This is a genomic window from Croceitalea vernalis, from assembly GCF_031846405.1.
Classification (GTDB): domain Bacteria; phylum Bacteroidota; class Bacteroidia; order Flavobacteriales; family Flavobacteriaceae; genus Croceitalea; species Croceitalea vernalis.
Genome location: NZ_JAVRHU010000001.1, coordinates 875227 through 895969, shown reverse-complemented (window position 1 = coordinate 895969; position 20743 = coordinate 875227). Strand labels below are relative to the sequence as shown.

The window sequence follows — 20743 nt, the reverse complement described above, 5'->3', positions numbered from 1 at the left end:
AATATAGTGAATTTTTACGAATAATTTAATTTTAGAGCCTATAACCTGCGAACTCCTTATATTTTTATACATTTATGTACCAACTCAAAAAAATGAACTTATCTAGAACCGTTTGTCTTTTCCTTGCCATAATTGCTGTGTATTGGAGCTTTAAGTCACTCATGCCAACTTATTCAGCTGGCGAAGAAATTGAACGTACTTCCTTCTCTGTGGACCGTGCACTTAGTCATGTGAAAAATTTGTCACTGGAACCACACGGCGTTGGATTTCCAGGTCATGAAAGAGCGGCAGCCTACATCATTGGAGAGCTCAGCAAAATGGGCCTTAAAACCACCACTCAAGAAGGGTATACGGCCGGAGATTGGGGTAATTTAAGTAAAGCGACAAATATCATCGCTAAAATAAAGGGTACTGAAGCAGGTAAAGCATTGGTCTTATTATCACATTATGATAGTAGTCCGCATTCGTCATTTGGTGCCAGTGATGCTGGTAGTGGTGTAGCGACTATTCTTGAAGGCATAAGAGCCTTTATGGCAGAGAACAAAACTCCAAAAAATGATATAATAATTTTAATAACTGACTCTGAAGAGTTAGGGCTGAATGGTGCAGACCTCTTCGTTAAAGAACATCCTTGGACTAAAAATGTAGGATTGGTTTTAAACTTTGAAGCTCGCGGTAGTGGCGGGCCGAGCTATATGCTCATTGAAACCAATAGAGGCAATAGTACTTTAATTAAAGAATTTTCTAAGGCCAAGCCCGATTACCCCGTAGCGAATTCTTTAGCCTATAGTATTTACAAAATGCTGCCTAATGATACGGATCTAACTGTTTTTAGAGAAGATGCCGATATTGAAGGGTTTAATTTTGCTTTTATTGATGACCATTTTGATTACCACACAGCTCTTGATACTTATGAAAGACTTGATCGTAATACATTGGCGCATCAAGGAAGCTATTTAATTCCGTTGTTAAACCATTTTAGTGAAAGTGATTTAACAGCTTTGAAAAGTTTGAATGATGATGTGTATTTCAATCTTCCTTACTTCAAATTAGTATCTTATCCATATGATTGGATATGGCCAATGTTTGCCCTAGCAATTATTCTGTTCCTAACTCTAATTGTAGTGGGAATTAAGAAAAGATCTCTTAAAATAAACCTTATGCTTAAAGGGTTTGTTCCAATGCTTTTGTCGGTTGCTTTTAACGGAGCTTTTGGTTATTTCAGTTGGACCGCATTAAAATGGTGGTATCCAGGTTTTAAAGATATGCTCCACGGATTCACATATAATGGACACTCTTATATTCTAGCTTTCTCTCTATTTGCGCTTGGAGTTTGTTTTTTTGTTTATAATAGATTTAGAAAAACTTCCACCCCTAACCTGCTCGTTGCTCCTATAACATTGTGGATAGTAATTTGTGGACTCGTAGCTGTCTATATTCAAGGTGCAAGCTTTTTTATTGTCCCTTTATTTGGTCTTTTAGCAGCATTTATGGTGACTATTAACCAAGAGAAACCAAATCCATTCTTATTATTGTTCTTAGCCCTCCCTGCTCTTTTTATTTTTGCACCGTTTATCAAAATGTTTCCGGTTGGTTTAGGATTAGGAATGATGGTAGCAGCGACTATTTTTGTTACCCTTTTGTACTTTTTTCTATTGCCTTTATTAGGGCTGACCAAACATAAACTGCGTTTTGCAGTAGTATCATTTTTGCTATTTGCCATGGTTAGTATTGGGGCTCATATCAATTCAGGATTTAATGAAGAAAGACCAAAACCAAGTAGTTTGTTATATGTTTATGATGCGGATACTAATAAAGCGAAATGGGCTACCTACGATAACGTGTTGATTGATTGGAACTCACAGTATTTAGAAAATAATGAAGAGCCTTTAGCTGAGAAAACTTTAAATAAAACTATTAGTAGTAAATACAGCACCGGCTTTACATATACTTCCGTAGCTCCAACCAAAGCTTTGGCCCTGCCAGAAACTATCATCACAACAGATACTATTCAAGGTGATAAGCGAATTATTTCGTTGTGTATTACTCCAAAAAGACCCATTAATCGTTTAGAAGTATTTACCAATGACATTGAATTAGAAAAAGCATCGGTTAATGGTATTGAGCTTTCAGAATTTTATTTGGAAAACCGAAGATATGGTAAGTTAATCACACATTATGTCAGTAATAATGACTATACTGAGCTCGAACTTGAATTTCAGAAAGACCAAGATTTAGAACTTACTTTATATGAAGCTTCCAATGATTTATTGGATAATAGTCAGTTTTCAGTACCTCAGCGTCCAAAAAGCAGTATTCCGATGCCTTTTGTCTTAAATGATGCAACATTAATAATTAAAAAAATAGCTTTTGAGTAAAACAATTGGAGTTTTAGGTTGTGGTTGGTTAGGTCAACCCTTGGCTCAAAGTTTAGTTTTAAAAGGTCATCAAGTAAAGGGGTCAACTACCTCAACGGATAAGTTTAAAGTGCTTGAAAATTTAGGCATCTCACCTTATCATATTAAACTAACAGAAGAAAAAGTTGAAGGCAACATCACAAGTTTTTTACAGGAATTAGAGGTGCTTATTGTCAATATTCCGCCAGGGTTACGAAAAACTGGAAACGGGAGTTTTATAAAACGCATTGAAATGCTTTTAAGGCATGTTGAAGATTCTAAGATTGATAACGTACTTTTTGTAAGCAGCACTTCGGTATATGGAGCAGTAGAAGGTGACATTACAGAAGAGACCAACCCAAACCCAATTACAAATTCAGGCAAACAGTTAGCGCAGATTGAAAAACTTTTACTTGCCAACAAACGTTTTGACACTACTATCATACGTTTTGGAGGTTTAATTGGTCCGAATAGACATCCTATAAATCATCTGGCCGGCAGAACTGGATTAACAAATGGTTGTGAACTTATCAATTTAATACATCTTGATGATTGCATTTTAATGATAGAGACTATACTTAATGAAGCGTATTGGGGTTCAATTTTTAATGGCGTCTATCCTTATCATCCTACTAAAAAAGACTATTATACCCGGGAAGCCGAGAAAAGAGGTCTCGATGCTCCCCAATTTATTAAGACGGAACAGACAATCTTCAAAAAAACGATTAAAAGCCATCTTTTTTATGTTAAAAGTCACCAATTACTTACAACAATTGTTTCTTAATACACCACAATAAAGTGTTTCTTCACAACAATTAAGAGAGTTTTATGTTAATTAAATACCTGTAAATAAAGGCCTTATCGATATAATACATAATTTTGACTAACTATTAAAAGTTTGGTTATGGAAAATTCAAGGTTAAAAACTAGAATCTTGATGGAAATAGAAAAAATTATTTCAAGAAATAGTATTAAAGGTGATATGACTAAGAAAACACAAGATTTTCATGAGTCTATCATTAAAAAACATTACAATGCTTCAGATGTCAAAATTGATTATCACAGACATCGTGTAAAAATGAATATTGTTTTAGATGATACATCTTATAATCCTAGAACAGCAAATATTAATTTAAGCACATTACCGATGAATCTTTTCTTTAAAAATCTCTATGATTTTTTAAAGTCTTGTATTGAAACGGACACTAAAAGTTTAGCGTTTTATGCAAAATTAATTCAAGATTATACGAATAGGGGTACGCATAGTGTGGCAGTGTATTAAACGAACATTTACAATTTAACTTTAAAAAGGTGCTTCTTGCACCTTTTTTAGCGTCTTGTAGTATTTTCTTTAACAATATGATACGCTAAATTTTTATAGTTTTGCGCCACTTCTAAATAAAATAGAAAATGAAAAAATTAGTTTTACTAGCAATTTTGGTGGCGGCACCTTCTTTATTTGCTCAGTCAAAAAGTGACATGTTAACCCATTACAAGGCATTCTATAATGAAATGCGTTTACAAGGTGATATTAATGGAGTGATTAATGCTTTAACTCATTTAAATGTAATTGAACCTTCTCAAGAAAGAAGAGATACACTTGCCTATGTTTATTTAAATAGTGGCCAACATATGCAGGCCCTTAATACCATTGGTATCGAAACAGATACAAATAGTTCTGATATTGCTGTTCAGGTAAAAGCGGTTTCCCTTAAAAACCTGAACCAACCAAAAAGAGCAATCGAGCAATTTGAAATTTTGTTCAAACGAAATCCAAATCCTTATTTGGCGTATGAACTAGCAGATCTTAAAATTTTAACTGGTGACCCAACAGGTGCAGGAACTAATATTGAATATGGTCTAGCTAATGCTAAAGAGGACATGAAACATGCTTTTTATGAGCGTCAACAACCTTATGAAGCATCTTTAAAAGCTGGTTTTTACCACTTAAAAGGATTATTGGTGTATAATAATGACAAAGCCAATATTGATGAAGCTATCGGATTAATGGATGAAGCTTTAAAAATAGATCCTAGTTTTAATCTTGCCAGTTTAAGCAAGCAAGCATTGGAAACAAAAAAGAATAGTCCAGAAGCTACAAAAAATTAAGTTGAAGACTATTTAGAAAATAAAAAAGAGAGGCTTAACGGCCTCTTTTTTATTTGGAAAAGCTGAATATTATCAGTTTAATTTGTACTCATTTTTTCAATCAGAAGACTATCGGAAACTTTCTTAATTTCAATGAGTTCTTTTACATTTTTATTGGGTACTGCTATAGATAAAACGTAATGAGCAATTTTCCAATTACCATCTACTTTTTCAAGCACTCCAGAACCACGACATAGTTTCATCTGAGTATCTAAAAGCTCATCAAACCAGGCAAAGCTTGCATTTTCATTCAGATAAACATTTCGTTCTAAGGATGTAAAACTCCAAGCACTTCCTTTATCAAAATAGGGCTTTGAAAAGTCTTTAAATTCTTGAGTCTGCCAATTCTCTGTAGCATCAGTACCAATAAAAGCACCATTTTTAGTCATCAATCCAAAATAAGCATCAAAATTTGCTTCGGAAGCAGCTTTATGCCATGCATCAATTACCTCATTAACTTTTATTTTTTCAGATTTTTGACCCATTCCAAAAACCGAAGTAAAAATAAGGACTACTAAAGCTACTCTAATTTTCATCTAATATTAATTTGGTGTCTAGTTTATTACTGATAATGACATTAAACTGATTTCTCCAGGCATTATTAGCAGTTAACAACTGCCTCATAGGTTCATTCACATCAGTACGATCTTCAATACTAGCTTTTAATTTTAAGAGGTAAGTTTTAAATACGCGTTGCCTACTTTTTATTTGAGGCTTATGAAATACTTCAGGATATCCTCCTGATTGTAAGGCCTGTTCTTTCTCTACCAGATCTTCAACTGCCAAGGCTAAATCTTCATTATTAGCGGCTCTATACATGACATTAAGGCTACTTTGAAAATCTTGATATTCTTTCCAATTTAATAAAATTTCATTGGCGTCCGGATCAACTTCTTGTTCTTTCGGCATATCTTGAAAAGAGAAAAAGACCAGTTCATCTTCATTGTCATCTTGTTCTCCTTCCTTCTTTTTACACCCATAAAGCATCAAAAAACAAGCACCAATAAGTAACAATTTCTGCATGAAACGAAATTACACAATTTAGGATAAGCTATCTTTATGGCTCAATTAAATTAACTTCTTTTTAAATGCAAAAGTCTATTTTAATTATTGGAGCATGCGGACAAATTGGTACCGAATTAACCATTGCACTTAGAGAAAAATATGGCAATGAAGCTGTAATTGCTAGTGATATTAGAGAAGGCAGTGATGCCCTCATGGCATCGGGGCCTTTTGAACTATTAGACGCCACAGACTATGAAGCCATAGAAAATGTGGTCATGTATTACGAAATTGAAGAGGTGTATTTAATGGCTGCTATGCTAAGCGCAACAGCAGAAAAGTTTCCAATGCGGGCCTGGAATCTTAATATGAACTCTTTATTCAATGTTCTCAATTTGGCTAAAGACAAAAAGATAGACAAAATATTTTGGCCCTCAAGTATTGCAGTATTTGGACCCAATACTCCAAAAACAGAAACACCTCAACACACCTTGATGGAACCCAGTACGGTCTATGGCATTAGTAAACAATCAGGAGAACGATGGTGTGAGTATTATTTTAAAAAATTTGATGTTGATGTGCGTAGTGTACGATATCCTGGCTTAATTAGTTGGAAAACACTGCCTGGTGGCGGAACAACGGATTATGCAGTAGAAATCTATCACAAAGCTTTGGAGGATAAAAAATACACTTGTTTTTTAGCTGAAGGCACTAAACTGCCAATGATGTTTATGGATGACGCTATTAGAGCAACGGTATCTCTTATGGAGGCCAATCCAGAAGAACTTAGTATTCGTTCGTCTTATAATTTAGGAGCTATGAGTTTTGGTCCCGAAGAAATTGCCTCTAATATCAAAGCCCATCTTCCGGAGTTTGAAATTAATTACGACCCAGATTTTAGGCAAGCTATTGCTGATTCTTGGCCGAGTAGTATTGACGATGCTCAAGCCAAATTAGACTGGAATTGGAAACCTGAATTTGATTTAGAAAAAACTACAACGGAGATGTTGAAAAATCTTATGAACTAGTTCCAATATCTGACTTACCACCAGTTTTTTTAAGTAATTTAATTTGAAGAATTTCAATAGCCTTATCAATTGGTTTAAGCATATCATACATGTTCAAAGCAACCACACTGGCTCCATGCATGGCCTCTACCTCTACCCCTGTTTTATAAAATGTTTTTACTTCAACTGTGATAATAATATGTAAATCGTCAATTTCATATTGAATTCCCGCATACTCAATGGGCAGCGGATGACAATCAGGTAAAAGTTCAGGAGTTTTTTTTAAGCCTAAAAAACCAGCTGCTTTGCTCATAGCAAAAACATCCCCTTTTGGAACGGTTTTTTCTTGAATTGCCTTAATAGTTTCATGCGAACCTACTTTAACTATTGCCTGCGCTATGGCAGTTCTATGGGTGTTGCTTTTTTGTGTGATATCTACCATATACTAAGAGTTAACTTTCCATTGATATGATTCATCTTCAAATAGCTCTTTACCAAACACGGGGACTTCTTTTTTAATCTCTTCTACAACGTGGTGTAAAGCATCAAAAACTTCTTTCCTATGAGGAGAGGAAACAAAAACAAACAAACAAATTTCTCCAATGGCAACTTTCCCTAAACTGTGATAAATATGCATACAGGTTAAATCAAATTTGTCAAAAGTAGCTTCTCTTATTTCATGAAATTTTTGATTTGCCATAGCCTCATAAGCGGTGTATTCAATTGCACCAACTGCATTACCATCAATGACATCAGCACGAACTTGCCCCAAAAAAATATCATGTGCACCTATTGTTGTTTTAGATTGGTGCTTAGCGATTGAATTAGCAATAAATTCGGGGCTTATAGCTCCTTCAACAAATACATTTTTAATTTTCTTGTCCATGAATAGCACTTTTAAACTAAGATAATGAAGAAATAAAACATCCATTTTCTCTAGTCTGCTAAAAATACTAAAATAACAGCTTTAATAATTGGGCTAGGACTTTAAGGCATAGGTTAGCTAAATGAAAATAGAGATTCAATCGAAGAGTTATAAAAATTAAACCTTAGCTTTCTCCCCAAAAACCTTTTGAAGACTTATTCGACTTAGCGGTTTATCAAAATAACCCGCTACATTTTTATGTTCTTTGGCAATTGCACGATCTTTTGAATTGGCAAAAGCAGATAGCACATATATCTCAGGAATATCAATCGACCTAGCTATCTTTTTTAAACCTTCTATAAATTGCCAACCATTCATCTCATCCATAACAAGATCAAGAAAAATAAGACTTGGTAAGGCTTCTTTATTCTTTACCAATAAGGATGCCGTGTCAAGAGCATCTTCAGCATTAGAAAAAGTCTCAATAGCAAGTTCAGTTTCAAACTGCTGTAGGCAATACCTTGTAGCAAATTGAGATACCATGTCATCATCAATTATCCAAGTGGTGGTTTGCATAGGCTTTTTGGCTTGGCTAATTGAGTTGTATTAGCCCTTTACTTCAAAAATATAAGCTTCTGATTAGCGTAACAAAAATTGTCGTTTTACGGTCAAAAGCCTCTGCATAACGCTAAAATCCCCTAAAATATTGGATGGATTAGCTAGTGAGGGAGCTTATTCTTAAGAACTCCGTAAACAAAAGTACCTAGTAATGCACCAATAATCACTACTATAATTGGAAGAAAACCAGCACCTAATAAGGTATACATAGGTCCTGGACATGCCCCAGCCAAAGCCCAACCTAAACCAAATAAGGTTCCACCAAATGCATAGCGTTTAAATGATTTTTCTTTGTCTGCTATCTTTATTTCTTCTCCAAAGAATGATTTTTTATTTCCTCTTTTAACCCACTGTATAAACAGAACGCCTAATGCGAGTGCCGAACCAATAATACCATACATATGAAAAGCGTCAAATTGAAACATCTCATAAATTCTGAACCAAGAAGCGGCTTCAGATTTAAACATGACTATGCCAAAAAATATACCCACTATTAAATAAATAAAACTCTTCATATCTCTAGAAAATTAAAGGAAAGATAAAATGAACCATGGCAAGGCCGCCTACAAAAAACCCAATAACTGCAATCAAAGATGGTAACTGCAAATTACTCAGACCAGAAATAGCATGGCCAGAAGTGCAACCACCAGCGTAGCGTGCACCAAAACCAACTAAAAAACCACCCAAGATTAAAACGAATAATGTCTTTGGGTTTGAAAAAGCTTCATTTGCAAAAAACTCTGTTGGCATATAGGCATTACCGGCACTATGGAAACCAAGTGCATTTAGTTTGTTTACCGTATTGGAACTAATGGCAACAGTGTCATCAATCGTGAGAAAATTAGCGGCAATGTACCCCCCTATTAAAACCCCAATCATTACAATGAGGTTCCAGCGTTGGGCTTTCCAATCAAACTTAAAAAAATCAGCTGCTTTCGCGCCACCCGCAATTGTGCATAACGTTCTTAAATTGGAAGACATACCAAAACGTTTGCCTAATAAAATTAGTATCGCCATTGTTAGAGCAATCAGTGGCCCAGAAACATACCATGGCCAAGGTTGTAAAATACTATCCATACTTAAAATTTTTACAAAATAAAGCCAAATGTAAGTCGCTTCATGTGAATTATGTTATTTGTTTTTTAGTTTTTAACCTTGCAGGTATTCAATCCGAAAATAGTGTACAAAGGACAAAAACTGACTAGACTTGTCAAAACAAAAATACCTGACAAGGCAAGTAAAACATATGCTAAAGTTCCCTCAATAACGTTAAAATAAAACAACGTAATAACCACAAATGCCACAATAAAACGAACAATACGGTCTACACCGCCCATATTTTTTTTCATAATTAATTTTTTAAAACATCAATTAATAGTACAACTACTGTTACTAGGCCCGCACATAAAATACACACCAAAACAAGTTTATGCCACTTTTTTAATTTCATATTCAAATCTAAAGTTCTTCAAAGAAAATTGTTGTAACCTTAGTTACATAGCTATAGTAATTTTTATCTTAATTTTAAGTTTCATCTAAAATTTATGAATCGAAGAAAATTTGCTTCTAAACTAACTTTGGCCACAATTTCTGGAATTTTAGGAGCAGATATTGTTTTTGGTCATCAAATGCCTCAACATTATCTTCCTTTAGGTTTGCAAGACCCAGACCCTTTTAAACTGTTTCAAAAGGATAGTGAAATGGTATTACTCAACGATAAGCCCTGGAATATGGAAGCGAAAGCCCATCTTTTGAATGATAAGGTTACCCCCAACAAGTTCATGTTTATTAGAAACAATGGTAAAATACCTGAGAATATTAATGAGGCCAATTGGCAACTGACCATAGACGGTGAAGCAGCACTAACTGCGAAAAGTTACTCACTTGATGAGTTAAAATCAAAATTTAAAACTTATACCTATCAATTAACCTTAGAATGTGGTGGTAATGGCAGAAGCGAATTTAATCCGCCTGCAAAAGGAAATCAATGGACAATTGGTGCGGTTTCTTGCGCGAATTGGACAGGTGTCCGCTTACGAGACGTTTTAGAAGATACAGGTATAAATTCTGATGCGGTTTATATTGGCTATCATGCTGCTGACACTCATTTAAGTGGTGACCCCAATAAAGAACCTATTTCAAGAGGTGTGCCACTTTCAAAAGCGCTTCAAGATGAGACTTTATTGGCTTTTGAAATGAATGGTAAACCAATACCTATAGCACATGGTTTTCCTTTACGATTGGTATGCGGTGGCTGGCCAGCATCGGCATCAGGAAAATGGTTAAAAAAGATTAGTATTCGTAATAAAATTCATGATGGGGCAAAAATGGGAGGTAGTTCGTACCGAGTACCTTGCGAAACTGTGGCCCCTGGAAGCAAAGTTGAAGACGATGCAATGTGCATCATTGAGTCAATGCCAGTTAAATCATTGATAACCTACCCTAAAACTGGGGCTTTATTGAACTCCAAAACACTTAAAATAAACGGACATGCTTGGGCTGGTGAACTTAAAGTTAAGCAAATAGAATATTCCATAGACTTTGGCAGTACTTGGCAGTTATGTATCCTTGACCAACCAAGCAATAGATTAGCATGGCAACATTTTGATGCCTCAATTTCATTTCCAAAGAAAGGATACTATGAAGTTTGGGCAAAAGCCACTGATACAAATGACAATAGTCAGCCAATGGTTCTGCCAGGTTGGAATCCAAAAGGATATTTGAACAATGCTTGCCACCGAATTGCAGTTAAAGTAGTTTAATTTATGAACAAAAACTTTGACAGATCAATAAAATCATTGAGTGTTCTTTTGGGAGTATTCATAGCTTTGATTGCAATCCTTTTTGGTGGATTGCTTTATTTAAAGCAAAACCCTGAAGCATTAAGAAATCAAGCAAATGAAGGTTTAGTTGAAATTTCTGAAGAAAATAACGACCTAATTACGGATGGTATTCATGTTGCAACGGGCTTTGTTGATGATGAACATTTACAAGTAGTTATTCAAAATTGCACGAGCTGTCATTCGGCGAAACTCGTTACGCAAAACCGTATGAGTAAGGAAGGTTGGAAAGCAACTATTAAATGGATGCAAGAGACGCAAAATTTATGGGATTTAGGACAAAATGAAGCTAAGATAGTAAGCTATTTAGCCAAAAATTACGCTCCAAAAAATCAGGGCCGAAGAGCCCATATAGAAGTTGCTGAATGGTATGAATTAAAGTGATATGGAAATTTATCTAGATGCATTTTTAAAAGGGTTTAACGGTACATTAAATTATACTTGGAAATCAATATGCTTTGAAGTGAATTGGTATAACAATTATTTTTGGGGACTCATTGCCATTTCACTTATGGTTTGGCTTTTAGAGATTCTGTTCCCTTGGAGAAAAGACCAGTCTGTCTTTCGTAAAGATTTTTGGTTAGACGCTTTTTATATGTTCTTCAACTTCTTTGTTTTCGCTATCATTATACAAGGTATCTATAATATGCTTGAAGTGAGTTTTGGTCAATTAGGTATAACGATACAGAGTATCGCCTTTTTTAATATTCAAGATTGGCCATTGTGGTCTCAACTAGTAGTTTTCTTTGTGTTGCTAGATTTTGTGCAGTGGCTAACTCATATGGCTTTGCATAAATTTTCTTTTTTGTGGCATTTTCATCAAGTGCACCATAGTGTAAAAGAAATGGGTTTTGCTGCTCACCTGCGCTATCATTGGATGGAAAATATACTCTACAAACCCCTAAAGACTTTTGGCGTAATGATACTAGGCGGGTTTGAACCAGAACAAGCCTACATCGTTCACTTTATTGCTATAGCTATTGGGCATTTAAATCATGCTAACATTAAGTTGACCTATGGACCCTTAAAGTATATTTTTAATAACCCCGTAATGCATTTATACCATCACTCATTTGTACTGCCAAAAGGTAAATTTGGAGTGAATTTTGGAATAAGCCTGAGTGTTTGGGATTATATTTTTAGAACAAATCATATACCAGAAGACAGTGGAAAAATAATTCTGGGATATCATGGGGATGAAAATATGCCCCAAGGTTTTTGGGGACAATTGCTACATGGATTCACCAAGAAGTAAAGCTTTATAACTAATTATTCGCTTACCCAATCATTGTAGCCCCCAGAATAATCAAAGATTGTAGTAAAGCCTTTTTCTTTTAGTAAGTCCGCAGCTCTGCTGCTTCTACCACCCATCTTACAGTACAAATAAACAGGTTCATCTTTACTTAAATTTTCAATTTGCTGTACGAAAGTCTTACTATCGATAATATTAAAATTGAGTGCACCATCTATATGCCCAGCTTCGTATTCTTCGCTAGTTCTAACATCAACCAACTGCACATTTTTTCCGATAACATCGGTTTTCATATCTGATTTGTTCACTTTGGTAACAGCGGCCTCCGAATTTGTTTGGCAACTTAATGTAAAACTGAAAACAATAAAAAAGAATGAAAATTTAATAAAGGATTTCATTTAGAAGTTTATTTTAAAGTGGTTGGACAAACAAAATCTGTAACAGGAATTCCTGCTTTTTTTATAGCTGCAAATCCACCTGCAATATCAACTAAATTATGAATTCCACGACTCTTTAAAATTGAAGCTGCTATCATACTTCGATACCCTCCTGCACAATGAATATAAAAAGTTTCTTTTTCAGGGAATTCTGCTAAATGATTGTTTAAAAAATCAAGAGGTGTCAAGTTCGCATTTTCAATATGCTCAGCACTAAACTCTGAATCTTTTCTAACATCAAAAACAGGAATTTCCTTTTTTAAAGTATCTTTAAAAACCTCAGCTGAAATACTCTTGACGGTATCTGTTTCTTTACCAGTAGCCGACCAAGCTTCAACTCCACCCTCAAGAAAGCCAATTGTTCCATCAAAACCAACACGACTTAAACGGGTAATAGCTTCTTCTTCTTTACCCTTTTCAGCTACTAATAAAATTGGTTGTTTTACGTCGGCAATCAATGCTCCAACCCAAGGCGCAAAACTTCCTTTTAATCCTATAAAAATTGACCTAGGAATATGTGCTTTAGCAAAATCATCTTGATGACGTACATCTAAAATTACTGCTCCTGTTTCATTAGCCGCAGCTTCAAAAGCATTGGGCGAAAGTGCGGTATCACCACGTTCAATCACATCATGAATATCATCATATCCTTCTTTGTTCATTTTTACATTAAGCGGAAAATATTGTGGTGGTGGTAAAAGTCCGTCAGTAACCTCTTCAACAAATTCAGCTTTCGTCATATTTGCACGTAAGGCATAATTCATTTGTTTTTGATTACCAAGGGTATCAACGGTTTCCTTCATCATATTCTTACCGCATGCCGAACCGGCACCGTGCGCAGGATAAACAATAACATCGTCAGCCAGGGGCATTATTTTAGTCCGTAAACTATCATAAAGCAAACCGGCTAAATCTTCTTGAGTCATCGTTGCGGCTTTTTGAGCTAAATCTGGTCGCCCAACGTCTCCTAAAAACAAGGTGTCGCCACTAAAAATAGCATGGTCTTTACCATATTCATCTTTCAATAAATACGTAGTGCTTTCCATGGTATGACCAGGAGTATGGAGTACTTTAAAAGACAATTTACCCAATTGAAATTCTTGTTCGTCTTCAGCTACTAAAACTTTATAAGAAGGATTTGCATTAGGTCCGTATACTATGGTTGCCCCAGTTTCTTTGGCAAGTGTTACATGACCACTAACAAAATCAGCATGAAAATGGGTTTCAAAAATATACTTGATTTTGGCATTATCTCTTTCGGCTCGTTCTAAATATGGTTTTACTTCTCTTAAAGGATCAATAATAGCCACTTCACCTTCACTCTCTATATAGTAAGCACCTTGTGCTAAGCATCCGGTATATATTTGTTCAATATTCATCTCCATTAATTTTAAATCAAATTTATTGATTGTTGATTTAATTTCTTGCAACTTTAGTTACACTATCTATGTTGTAAAGACACTTTTTCTTGTAAAGCTGTTCGCTCCATTTTTTCTAAACAGTCAGCATAGGCTTCAGCAGTGCGCACATACATATTATCTTTACCTATGACGTTCACAAAACCGCTGCTCTGTAAAATGTCGCGGATAGGCCCAATAGCACCTGCCAATTTGAATACAATACCTGTTTCTTTCAAACTTTCTACTACTTTCTCTAATTGATTTAATGCAGTATTATCTATATAATTTACGGGCTCTGCATTCAAAATCACATATTTCAAGCGATCATTTTTTAACCCGATTTCTTTCATTAATTGACTTTTAAAATAATGAACATTGGCAAAAAATAGTTGCGCATCAAAACGAATCATTAAAATCTCATCATGAATTTCAACATCTTCTGGAAATCGCTTCAGGTTTTTGAAATATTCCATTCCCTTTATTTTTCCTAATACGGCTATATGCGGCCTTGAAATTCGATAGACTAATAGTAGTAAGGAAAATAACACTCCGAAAATTATCCCTTGAGAAATACCAATAAGTAGCGTAGTTAAAAAGGTAACCAAGAATAAATAGAATTCATCTCTGCGTTGGTTCCATAGTTGTTTGGGATACTTTAAATCAATAAGACCATAAACCGCTACCAATATGATTGCACCAAGGACCGATTTAGGTAGATAATAAAAGAAAGGTGTTAAATAAAGCAATGTTACACCAACCACAACTACACTAATTAGTGAAGCTATACCCGTTTTTGCACCCTCATCTACATTAACTGCAGTTCTTGATAAACCAGCATTAGAAGGAAAAGATTGAAACAAAGAGCCTATGATATTAGATGCACCAAGCGCCCGTAATTCTTGATTAGGGTTTGTGTGATACTCTTGACTTTTATCCTCAACAGCTTTTGCTATTGTCATGGCCTCTGCAAAAGCAATAAATGCTAAAGCCATTGCAGTTGGAAATGCTTTTATCAATAACTCTGTATTAAATTCAGGAAGTAAAAATCCTGGTAGTCCTTTTGGTATTTGACCTATAATATGAACATCGGTATCATTCACCATAAAAAAATAAATACCTATAATACCAAGTATGACTACAACCATTGCAGCCGGTAGTTTTTTATGTACCCGCTTCAGCACAATAATGACTAAAATAGCGGCAATACCTATAGTTAAGTCATAAAAATTTGTTTGCCCTAATTTATTGAAGATAGCTTGTAGTGTTGGTAGTGTCTTATTTGTACTAATTTCTAAACCAAAAAAGTGTTTCAACTGGCTAATACCTATTACGAAAGCAGCAGCCACTGTAAATCCACTGACTACTGGCCTAGATAAAAAATTAGAAAGAAAGCCTAGGCGCATAAACCCCATGACCAATTGAATAACTCCAACAAAAAGGGCCAAGAAGATGGCCATGCTAATATATTCGTCAACATTAGCCAATTTCATCGCGGCTAAACTTGAAGCGACAATTAATGAGTCTAAGGCGACAGGACCAACCGCCAATTTTCTGCTTGAACCTGTAAATACATAAATTAGATTTGGTATTAGTGCAGCATATAAACCGTAAATAGGAGGTAGACCTGCAATTAAAGCATATGCCATACCTTGAGGAATCAACATAATTCCAACTGTAATTCCAGCCGAAAAATCACCCGCCAAATACTTTTTCTTGTATTTGGGTAACCACTCAAAAATTGGAAAATACCGTTTCAACATTATAGCAAAGGTACTATTGATTTATGGGATGCTTTGTATCCATTGTTACAAGAGCTACAAATCAAGCAATTCAATTTGATTGCGATGTAATTTTATTTTACCTAAATGTTCCAATTTTTTTAATAATCTCGAAATCACTACTCTTGAACTATGTAGATCATACGCAATTTCTTGATGTGTGTTCACTATATAATTGGTGTTAGCTATTCTCGATTTTTCTTTTAGAAAAGCAATCAGGCGTTCGTCCATATTCTTGAAGGCGATACTATCGACTGTTGCTAACAATTCGTTCAATCTATTATGGTAACTATCAAAAATAAAATTTCGCCATGTTTTGTATTTAGCGGTCCATTCTTCCATTTTACGAATTGGAATCATAATTAATTCTACATCGGTTTCTGCAATGGCTCTTATTTCACTTTGAGTGGCACCCAAGCAACACGCCATAGTCATACTGCAGGTATCACCTCTTTCTAAATAATACAAAAGTAACTCATCCCCATCTTCATCTTCTCGTAAAATTTTGATTGCCCCAGATAGTAAAAGTGGCATCCCCTTAATATATTGACCAATTTCAATTATTTTCTCTCCTTCTTTTATGGTCATTAAAGTACCAACCTCAGCAATTTCATCAATAAGTATTCTTTCAAAAACAGTTGAAAAATTTTCAATTAGTTTATCCATCATTTCATTACAAAGATTTAGGTTAAACTCAAAGGTAAATTAGCGCATCTTTTATTAGTCAAACGAAAAACAGCATTGGCAATGGCCGCCCCAATAGGGCCTAAAGGTGGTTCACCAACTGCACCTGGCCTTTCAATACCCTGTAATAATACAACATCAATTTCTTTTGGCGCATGTTTCAATTGAGCCATCTGGTAAGGACCATAAATAGTTGGTGTCAATTCGCCATTAATCACCTCCATTTTCTCAAACAATGAAGCGCTCATTCCCATAATAATTGCTCCTTCGCATTGGGCACGAACTTGATCGGGATTAACGGCAATACCAGGGTCCATAGCACAAGTGACCTTATGAACTTTAATCTCATCATTTTCAATAGATACTTCTGCCACTTGAGCACAGGGCGTACCGGCATCAGTGGAAGCAGCAAAACCCATTGCTCTACCGTTAAATACTTTATCTTGATAATTTGCTTTTTTAGCTGCTGCGATGATAACGGCTTTTAACCGTTTTCCTTTATCGTCATCTTGAATATGAGCCAAACGAAAATCAATAGGGTTCTTACCTGCTTTAATGGCTAATTCATCCATAAAGCTTTCCCATGCAAAAGTGTTTGCAAGCAAACCTAAACTCCGCCACCAACTAGTTGCAAAGGGCAAATCAACATGCCACGAAACTGTTCTAAGGTTTGGAATACTTCCGTAGTGACAAAAACCACCTCGAATAGCACCTACATCCGTACCAACAACCGTACTAATAAAACCAGGAAGCATTGCAGAATCTATTGCCACATCACCACTTGAAAAGTCATGTTGTAGATATTCAATATTGCCAGAGTTATCAAGTTTTGCCTTTAGTTGATGATGGGTAGGTGGTCTAAACAAATCATGCTGAAATTCTTCTTTTCTTGAAAAGAAATATTTTACTGGTTTGCCCACAGCTTTGGACATCACTGCTGCTTGAACAGCATGTGGTGTATGCAATCTACGACCAAAGCCGCCACCCAAAAATGTTGGAATAACATTAACATCATCTTCATTAATATCTAAGCGTTTGGCAACTTCTTTTCTTGTTAAAGCAACTACTTGAGTAGAAATTTTTAAAGTAGCCTTACTATCTTCTACAAAAGCTAAAACACCATTGGGTTCTAGTTGTGCATGAGCCCCGATCGGACTGGTATACTCTCTAGAAATAATACCATCTTCTTCACCGAGTTCACTTCCTTCTTTTTGCAATACAAAAGCATCGCCCTTACCCACTTTGGTCATTTCGCGAATATCATTGGTCTGCCATGATTGGCCAACTTCCCAATTGACCTCAATAGCTTCTTTAGCCTTTTCAGCTGCAGTAAAAGAAGTTGCCACAACACCAACAAAATCATCTTCTTGAATAATTTTGATAACACCGGGCATACTTTCCGCCTTTGATATATCTGCACTTTTAAAAACAGCCCCAATTTTATCAGGTCGCACAACAGCGCCATATAGCATATCTGGCATTTCAGCATCCATTCCAAAAATTGGATCACCAAAAACTTTGGCTTCTAAATCTACACGTGGTAAGGGTTTACCTATAAACCGATAATCTTTAAATTCCTTTAAATTAGGCGTTTCCGGTATTTCCCAATCCATTACTCCATTGGCAATTTCAGCAAAAGTCATTTTTTTATCACCAACTGAAATAACGCCTCCTTCAACCTTCATATCCTCATTTACCCAACCCAATTTTTTTGAAGCTTGCAGTTTGAGCATTTCTCGCATGGTGGCCGCTAGCTCCCTTAATGGCAGCCAAAGACCAGAAATAGAATTACTACCGCCAGTTGCAAAATTGTCCATATTACCAGTGAGCGAAGCTGCATGAATAACAGAAATCTGTTCCATATGAATTTCAAGTTCATCGGCAGCCATTTGAGCCAAACCAGTGAAAGTGCCCTGGCCCATTTCCACCTTAGGAGAATGAAGTATGACCTTATTATTTGATGTAATCTCAAACCATAACATTGGTTCCATTCCAGCTCCTAAATAGGGCGATTCACCACCATCAACCTGTTCTAATATTTTTCTTCTTATCGGGTTTCTAAACAAGTAAGTACCAACGGCAACAACACCGACTGTACCTAATCCGCCACGTACTAAAAACTTTCGTCTTGATATTTTTTTCTTCGCCATGACTTACAAATTTTCCGTTGTTGATTCTTCTTTAGGCATTAATGCCGAAGCCTTATGAATTGCCTTTCTCATTCGATAATAGGTTGCACAGCGACAGATATTGGTAATACTTTGGTCGATTTCTTTGTCAGATGGAGTGGGGTTTTTATTCAATAATGCTGCGGTCGCCATCATAAAGCCCGATTGACAATACCCGCATTGTGGTACAATTTCATCAACCCAAGCTTGTTGTACCGGGTGTGGATTTTCTTTTGTACCTAAACCTTCAATAGTAGTGACATTCTTTCCTTCCACAAATTTTGCAGGATATGAACAAGAACGAACTGCTTCTCCACCAAGATGTAAAGTACAAGCACCACATGCCGCTTTTCCACATCCAAATTTTGTGCCTTTCAAATTCAAGATATCCCGAACAACCCATAATAAAGGAGTCATTTCATCTTCCAATTCTACTGTGGTAGGATTATTGTTTAGAACAAAGGAGAGTTTCATAAGATTATGTTTATTGTCTACAAGATATTTAAACTTTAATTAAATATGAGTTTCGTGAGAAACCTTTAAAAAATTTATAGTGCTGATTTTATAAATTCCTCATCTAAAAAGACTTCTAGCAAAATGTATACTTGGTTTTCCGTAGGGTTATTCACATAGTACAAGTCTAGAATATTCAAATCAATAAAATTATCTCAATCTTGAAACACTAACTTAAAATAGTTCGCAAACCTCAAAATTGAAAACTAAATATTCAGTTAGGTTAAAAAGTTAATTGGAGCGGGAGGTGCGTTTAAAACTATAATAGGCCTATACCAAATAAGACGCAGTACTATCTAAAATGTTTAGTTAGTTTGGTGCTAAGAGGAGACGTAGTTGAATAGTAATAATCTATTAAGCTTCCGTCGGGAGAAACAAGATATTTTTGAAAATTCCATTTAACAGAACTACTCTTTTTACCATTCAACTTTTTATCCGTTAGCCATTGATATAAAGGATGTTTTTTCATTCCTTTAACATCAATTTTTTCGGTCATTATAAAGCTAACACCATAGTTTTTTTGGCAAAAATCACTTATCTGCTCTTCGTTTCCAGGTTCTTGTGCACCAAATTGGTTACAGGGTAGACCAATTACCATAAGGTTATCCTTGTTGTTCCGAAATAGTTTTTCTAATTCTTTGTATTGACCAGTGAATCCACATTTACTGGCCACATTAACAAAAAGAAGGTATTTTCCTTTTAAGTTCTTTAATTCTAAAGGAGTCCTATCTAATTTAAGAATATCAACATCATAAATTTTAAATTTATCGACTGATTCTTCGGATTTGTTAAAGGCCTTATTACTTAGCTTATCTAAAAGTTTCAAAATAAATTCTAGTTATTGATATAATTATACAATTCTTGAATCTTCGCCTGATTATTGAAGTCACCTCCATAAAAAGAAGTGACAGTAGCCGAGGTATTATCTTTAATTCCTCTTGAAGATACACAAAGGTGTTTAGCATCGATAATCACGGCAACGTTTTCTGTGCCTAGCACTTTTTGTAATTCAACCCCTATTTGGTTTGTGAGTCGTTCTTGGACTTGGGGCCTTTTGGCAAAGTATTGCACCATTCGATTTAATTTGGATAACCCAATTACTTTACCAGAAGAAATATAAGCGACATGAGCTTTACCTATGATTGGGACAAAATGATGTTCACAATTAGAATAAAAAGTGATGTCCTTTTCAACCAACATTTGATTGTATTGATATTTATTGTCAAAAAGAGCCACTTTGGGTTTATTGACAGGATTAAGTCCTGAATAAATTTCATCGATATACATTTTAGCGACCCGTTTTGGAGTTCCTTTTAAAGAATCATCTGTTAGGTCTAAGCCCATTACGTCCATAATTTGAGCAAAGAGATTGGCTATTTGTTCTTTCTTTTCCTCATTAGAAAGTTTGAAGGCATCTTCTTTTAAAGGTGTTTCAATGCCCGTATATAAATGATCATCACCTATTTCATCTATGGTCAATGCTTGAATAATATCATTTGACTTTAAAACTCCATTAACCAGTGTATTGTTTATTTCCATTTTTATGCTTTGTTACCTCTTGATGATTTTAAATTAAAGTAATCAAATGTAAATATTTTGTTTATTCTTTTTTGTTAAAGTTTAAACAAAAAAGAA

General features: G+C 35.2%; 24 protein-coding genes. 8 read left to right on the top strand and 16 right to left on the bottom strand.

Annotated features, from left to right (window positions below; all coding sequences use genetic code 11):
- The first annotated feature begins 92 nt into the window (after positions 1–92).
- From RM520_RS04065 to RM520_RS04050, 4 genes are all read left to right on the top strand, one after another.
- Positions 93–2378, top strand: a complete 2286-nt coding sequence (locus RM520_RS04065; RefSeq protein WP_311387056.1) for a M28 family peptidase — start codon at positions 93–95, stop codon at positions 2376–2378.
- Positions 2371–3180: an NAD-dependent epimerase/dehydratase family protein gene (locus RM520_RS04060; RefSeq protein ID WP_311387055.1), complete on the top strand. Its 810-nt coding sequence runs from the start codon at positions 2371–2373 to the stop codon at positions 3178–3180. Before RM520_RS04065 ends, RM520_RS04060 begins: the two co-directional genes overlap by 8 nt.
- A gap of 120 nt (positions 3181–3300) precedes the next feature.
- Complete coding sequence (locus RM520_RS04055) at positions 3301–3678, top strand: hypothetical protein (protein WP_311387054.1); 378 nt, start codon at positions 3301–3303, stop codon at positions 3676–3678.
- Positions 3679–3806: 128 nt separating this feature from the next.
- Positions 3807–4505 (top strand): tetratricopeptide repeat protein, encoded by a 699-nt coding sequence (locus RM520_RS04050; protein WP_311384426.1) that lies wholly within the window; start codon positions 3807–3809, stop codon positions 4503–4505.
- Positions 4506–4582: 77 nt separating this feature from the next.
- Here the strand turns inward: RM520_RS04050 and RM520_RS04045 are convergent, their stop codons facing one another.
- Positions 4583–5080, bottom strand: coding sequence for a nuclear transport factor 2 family protein (locus RM520_RS04045; RefSeq protein ID WP_311384425.1), 498 nt, complete (start codon positions 5078–5080; stop codon positions 4583–4585).
- Positions 5070–5567, bottom strand: coding sequence for a hypothetical protein (locus RM520_RS04040; RefSeq protein WP_311384424.1), 498 nt, complete (start codon positions 5565–5567; stop codon positions 5070–5072). Before RM520_RS04040 ends, RM520_RS04045 begins: the two co-directional genes overlap by 11 nt.
- 65 nt (positions 5568–5632) lie before the next feature.
- On the opposite strand from RM520_RS04040, the gene RM520_RS04035 reads away from it, so the two are divergent.
- A complete protein-coding gene (locus RM520_RS04035) occupies positions 5633–6574 on the top strand; it encodes an NAD-dependent epimerase/dehydratase family protein (protein ID WP_311387053.1) in 942 nt (313 codons plus the stop codon).
- On the opposite strand, the gene moaC is transcribed toward RM520_RS04035, so the two are convergent.
- The 6 genes from moaC to RM520_RS04005 all read right to left on the bottom strand — a co-directional run bounded on the left by moaC (position 6564) and on the right by RM520_RS04005 (position 9385).
- Positions 6564–6995, bottom strand: coding sequence for a cyclic pyranopterin monophosphate synthase MoaC (gene moaC, locus RM520_RS04030; RefSeq protein WP_311387052.1), 432 nt, complete (start codon positions 6993–6995; stop codon positions 6564–6566). The two genes, RM520_RS04035 and moaC, sit on opposite strands and share 11 nt — an antisense overlap.
- Before the next feature lie 3 nt (positions 6996–6998).
- Positions 6999–7439, bottom strand: coding sequence for a molybdenum cofactor biosynthesis protein MoaE (locus tag RM520_RS04025; protein ID WP_311387051.1), 441 nt, complete (start codon positions 7437–7439; stop codon positions 6999–7001).
- A gap of 156 nt (positions 7440–7595) precedes the next feature.
- Positions 7596–7994 carry a response regulator gene (locus RM520_RS04020; protein ID WP_311384419.1) on the bottom strand — a complete coding sequence of 133 codons (399 nt, stop codon included), beginning with the start codon at positions 7992–7994 and terminating at the stop codon, positions 7596–7598.
- 143 nt (positions 7995–8137) lie between these two features.
- Positions 8138–8551 (bottom strand): DUF6691 family protein, encoded by a 414-nt coding sequence (locus tag RM520_RS04015; protein WP_311387050.1) that lies wholly within the window; start codon positions 8549–8551, stop codon positions 8138–8140.
- A gap of 4 nt (positions 8552–8555) precedes the next feature.
- Entirely contained in the window at positions 8556–9113 is a 558-nt protein-coding gene (locus RM520_RS04010) for a YeeE/YedE family protein (RefSeq protein ID WP_311387049.1), read from the bottom strand.
- Positions 9114–9178: 65 nt separating this feature from the next.
- Positions 9179–9385 carry a YgaP family membrane protein gene (locus tag RM520_RS04005; protein ID WP_311387048.1) on the bottom strand — a complete coding sequence of 69 codons (207 nt, stop codon included), beginning with the start codon at positions 9383–9385 and terminating at the stop codon, positions 9179–9181.
- Between the two features lie 195 nt (positions 9386–9580).
- Between RM520_RS04005 and RM520_RS04000 the strand changes: the two genes are divergently transcribed.
- From RM520_RS04000 to RM520_RS03990, 3 genes are read left to right on the top strand one after another with little or no spacing between them, the layout of a single operon-like run.
- Positions 9581–10798 carry a sulfite oxidase gene (locus RM520_RS04000; protein ID WP_311387047.1) on the top strand — a complete coding sequence of 406 codons (1218 nt, stop codon included), beginning with the start codon at positions 9581–9583 and terminating at the stop codon, positions 10796–10798.
- Positions 10799–10801: 3 nt separating this feature from the next.
- A complete protein-coding gene (locus RM520_RS03995) occupies positions 10802–11260 on the top strand; it encodes a monoheme cytochrome C (protein ID WP_311387046.1) in 459 nt (152 codons plus the stop codon).
- Position 11261: 1 nt separating this feature from the next.
- Positions 11262–12131, top strand: a complete 870-nt coding sequence (locus tag RM520_RS03990; protein WP_311387045.1) for a sterol desaturase family protein — start codon at positions 11262–11264, stop codon at positions 12129–12131.
- A 14-nt stretch (positions 12132–12145) separates the two neighbouring features.
- Here RM520_RS03990 and RM520_RS03985 read toward each other — a convergent pair whose 3' ends face one another.
- From RM520_RS03985 to folE, 8 genes are all read right to left on the bottom strand, one after another.
- Positions 12146–12526: a rhodanese-like domain-containing protein gene (locus RM520_RS03985; RefSeq protein WP_311387044.1), complete on the bottom strand. Its 381-nt coding sequence runs from the start codon at positions 12524–12526 to the stop codon at positions 12146–12148.
- An 8-nt stretch (positions 12527–12534) separates the two neighbouring features.
- The gene (locus tag RM520_RS03980; RefSeq protein WP_311387043.1) at positions 12535–13944 is read right to left on the bottom strand and encodes an MBL fold metallo-hydrolase; all 1410 of its coding nucleotides are present in this window, start codon (positions 13942–13944) and stop codon (positions 12535–12537) included.
- 62 nt (positions 13945–14006) lie between these two features.
- Positions 14007–15725, bottom strand: a complete 1719-nt coding sequence (locus RM520_RS03975) for a SulP family inorganic anion transporter (RefSeq protein WP_311387042.1) — start codon at positions 15723–15725, stop codon at positions 14007–14009.
- A gap of 54 nt (positions 15726–15779) precedes the next feature.
- Positions 15780–16412: a Crp/Fnr family transcriptional regulator gene (locus tag RM520_RS03970; RefSeq protein ID WP_311387041.1), complete on the bottom strand. Its 633-nt coding sequence runs from the start codon at positions 16410–16412 to the stop codon at positions 15780–15782.
- 14 nt (positions 16413–16426) lie between these two features.
- Positions 16427–18577: a xanthine dehydrogenase family protein molybdopterin-binding subunit gene (locus tag RM520_RS03965; protein WP_311387040.1), complete on the bottom strand. Its 2151-nt coding sequence runs from the start codon at positions 18575–18577 to the stop codon at positions 16427–16429.
- 3 nt (positions 18578–18580) lie between these two features.
- Complete coding sequence (locus RM520_RS03960; RefSeq protein WP_311384407.1) at positions 18581–19069, bottom strand: (2Fe-2S)-binding protein; 489 nt, start codon at positions 19067–19069, stop codon at positions 18581–18583.
- Between the two features lie 331 nt (positions 19070–19400).
- Entirely contained in the window at positions 19401–19934 is a 534-nt protein-coding gene (locus RM520_RS03955) for a glutathione peroxidase (RefSeq protein ID WP_432264895.1), read from the bottom strand.
- An 8-nt stretch (positions 19935–19942) separates the two neighbouring features.
- Positions 19943–20647: a GTP cyclohydrolase I FolE gene (folE, locus tag RM520_RS03950; protein WP_311387039.1), complete on the bottom strand. Its 705-nt coding sequence runs from the start codon at positions 20645–20647 to the stop codon at positions 19943–19945.
- Positions 20648–20743 lie beyond the last annotated feature (96 nt).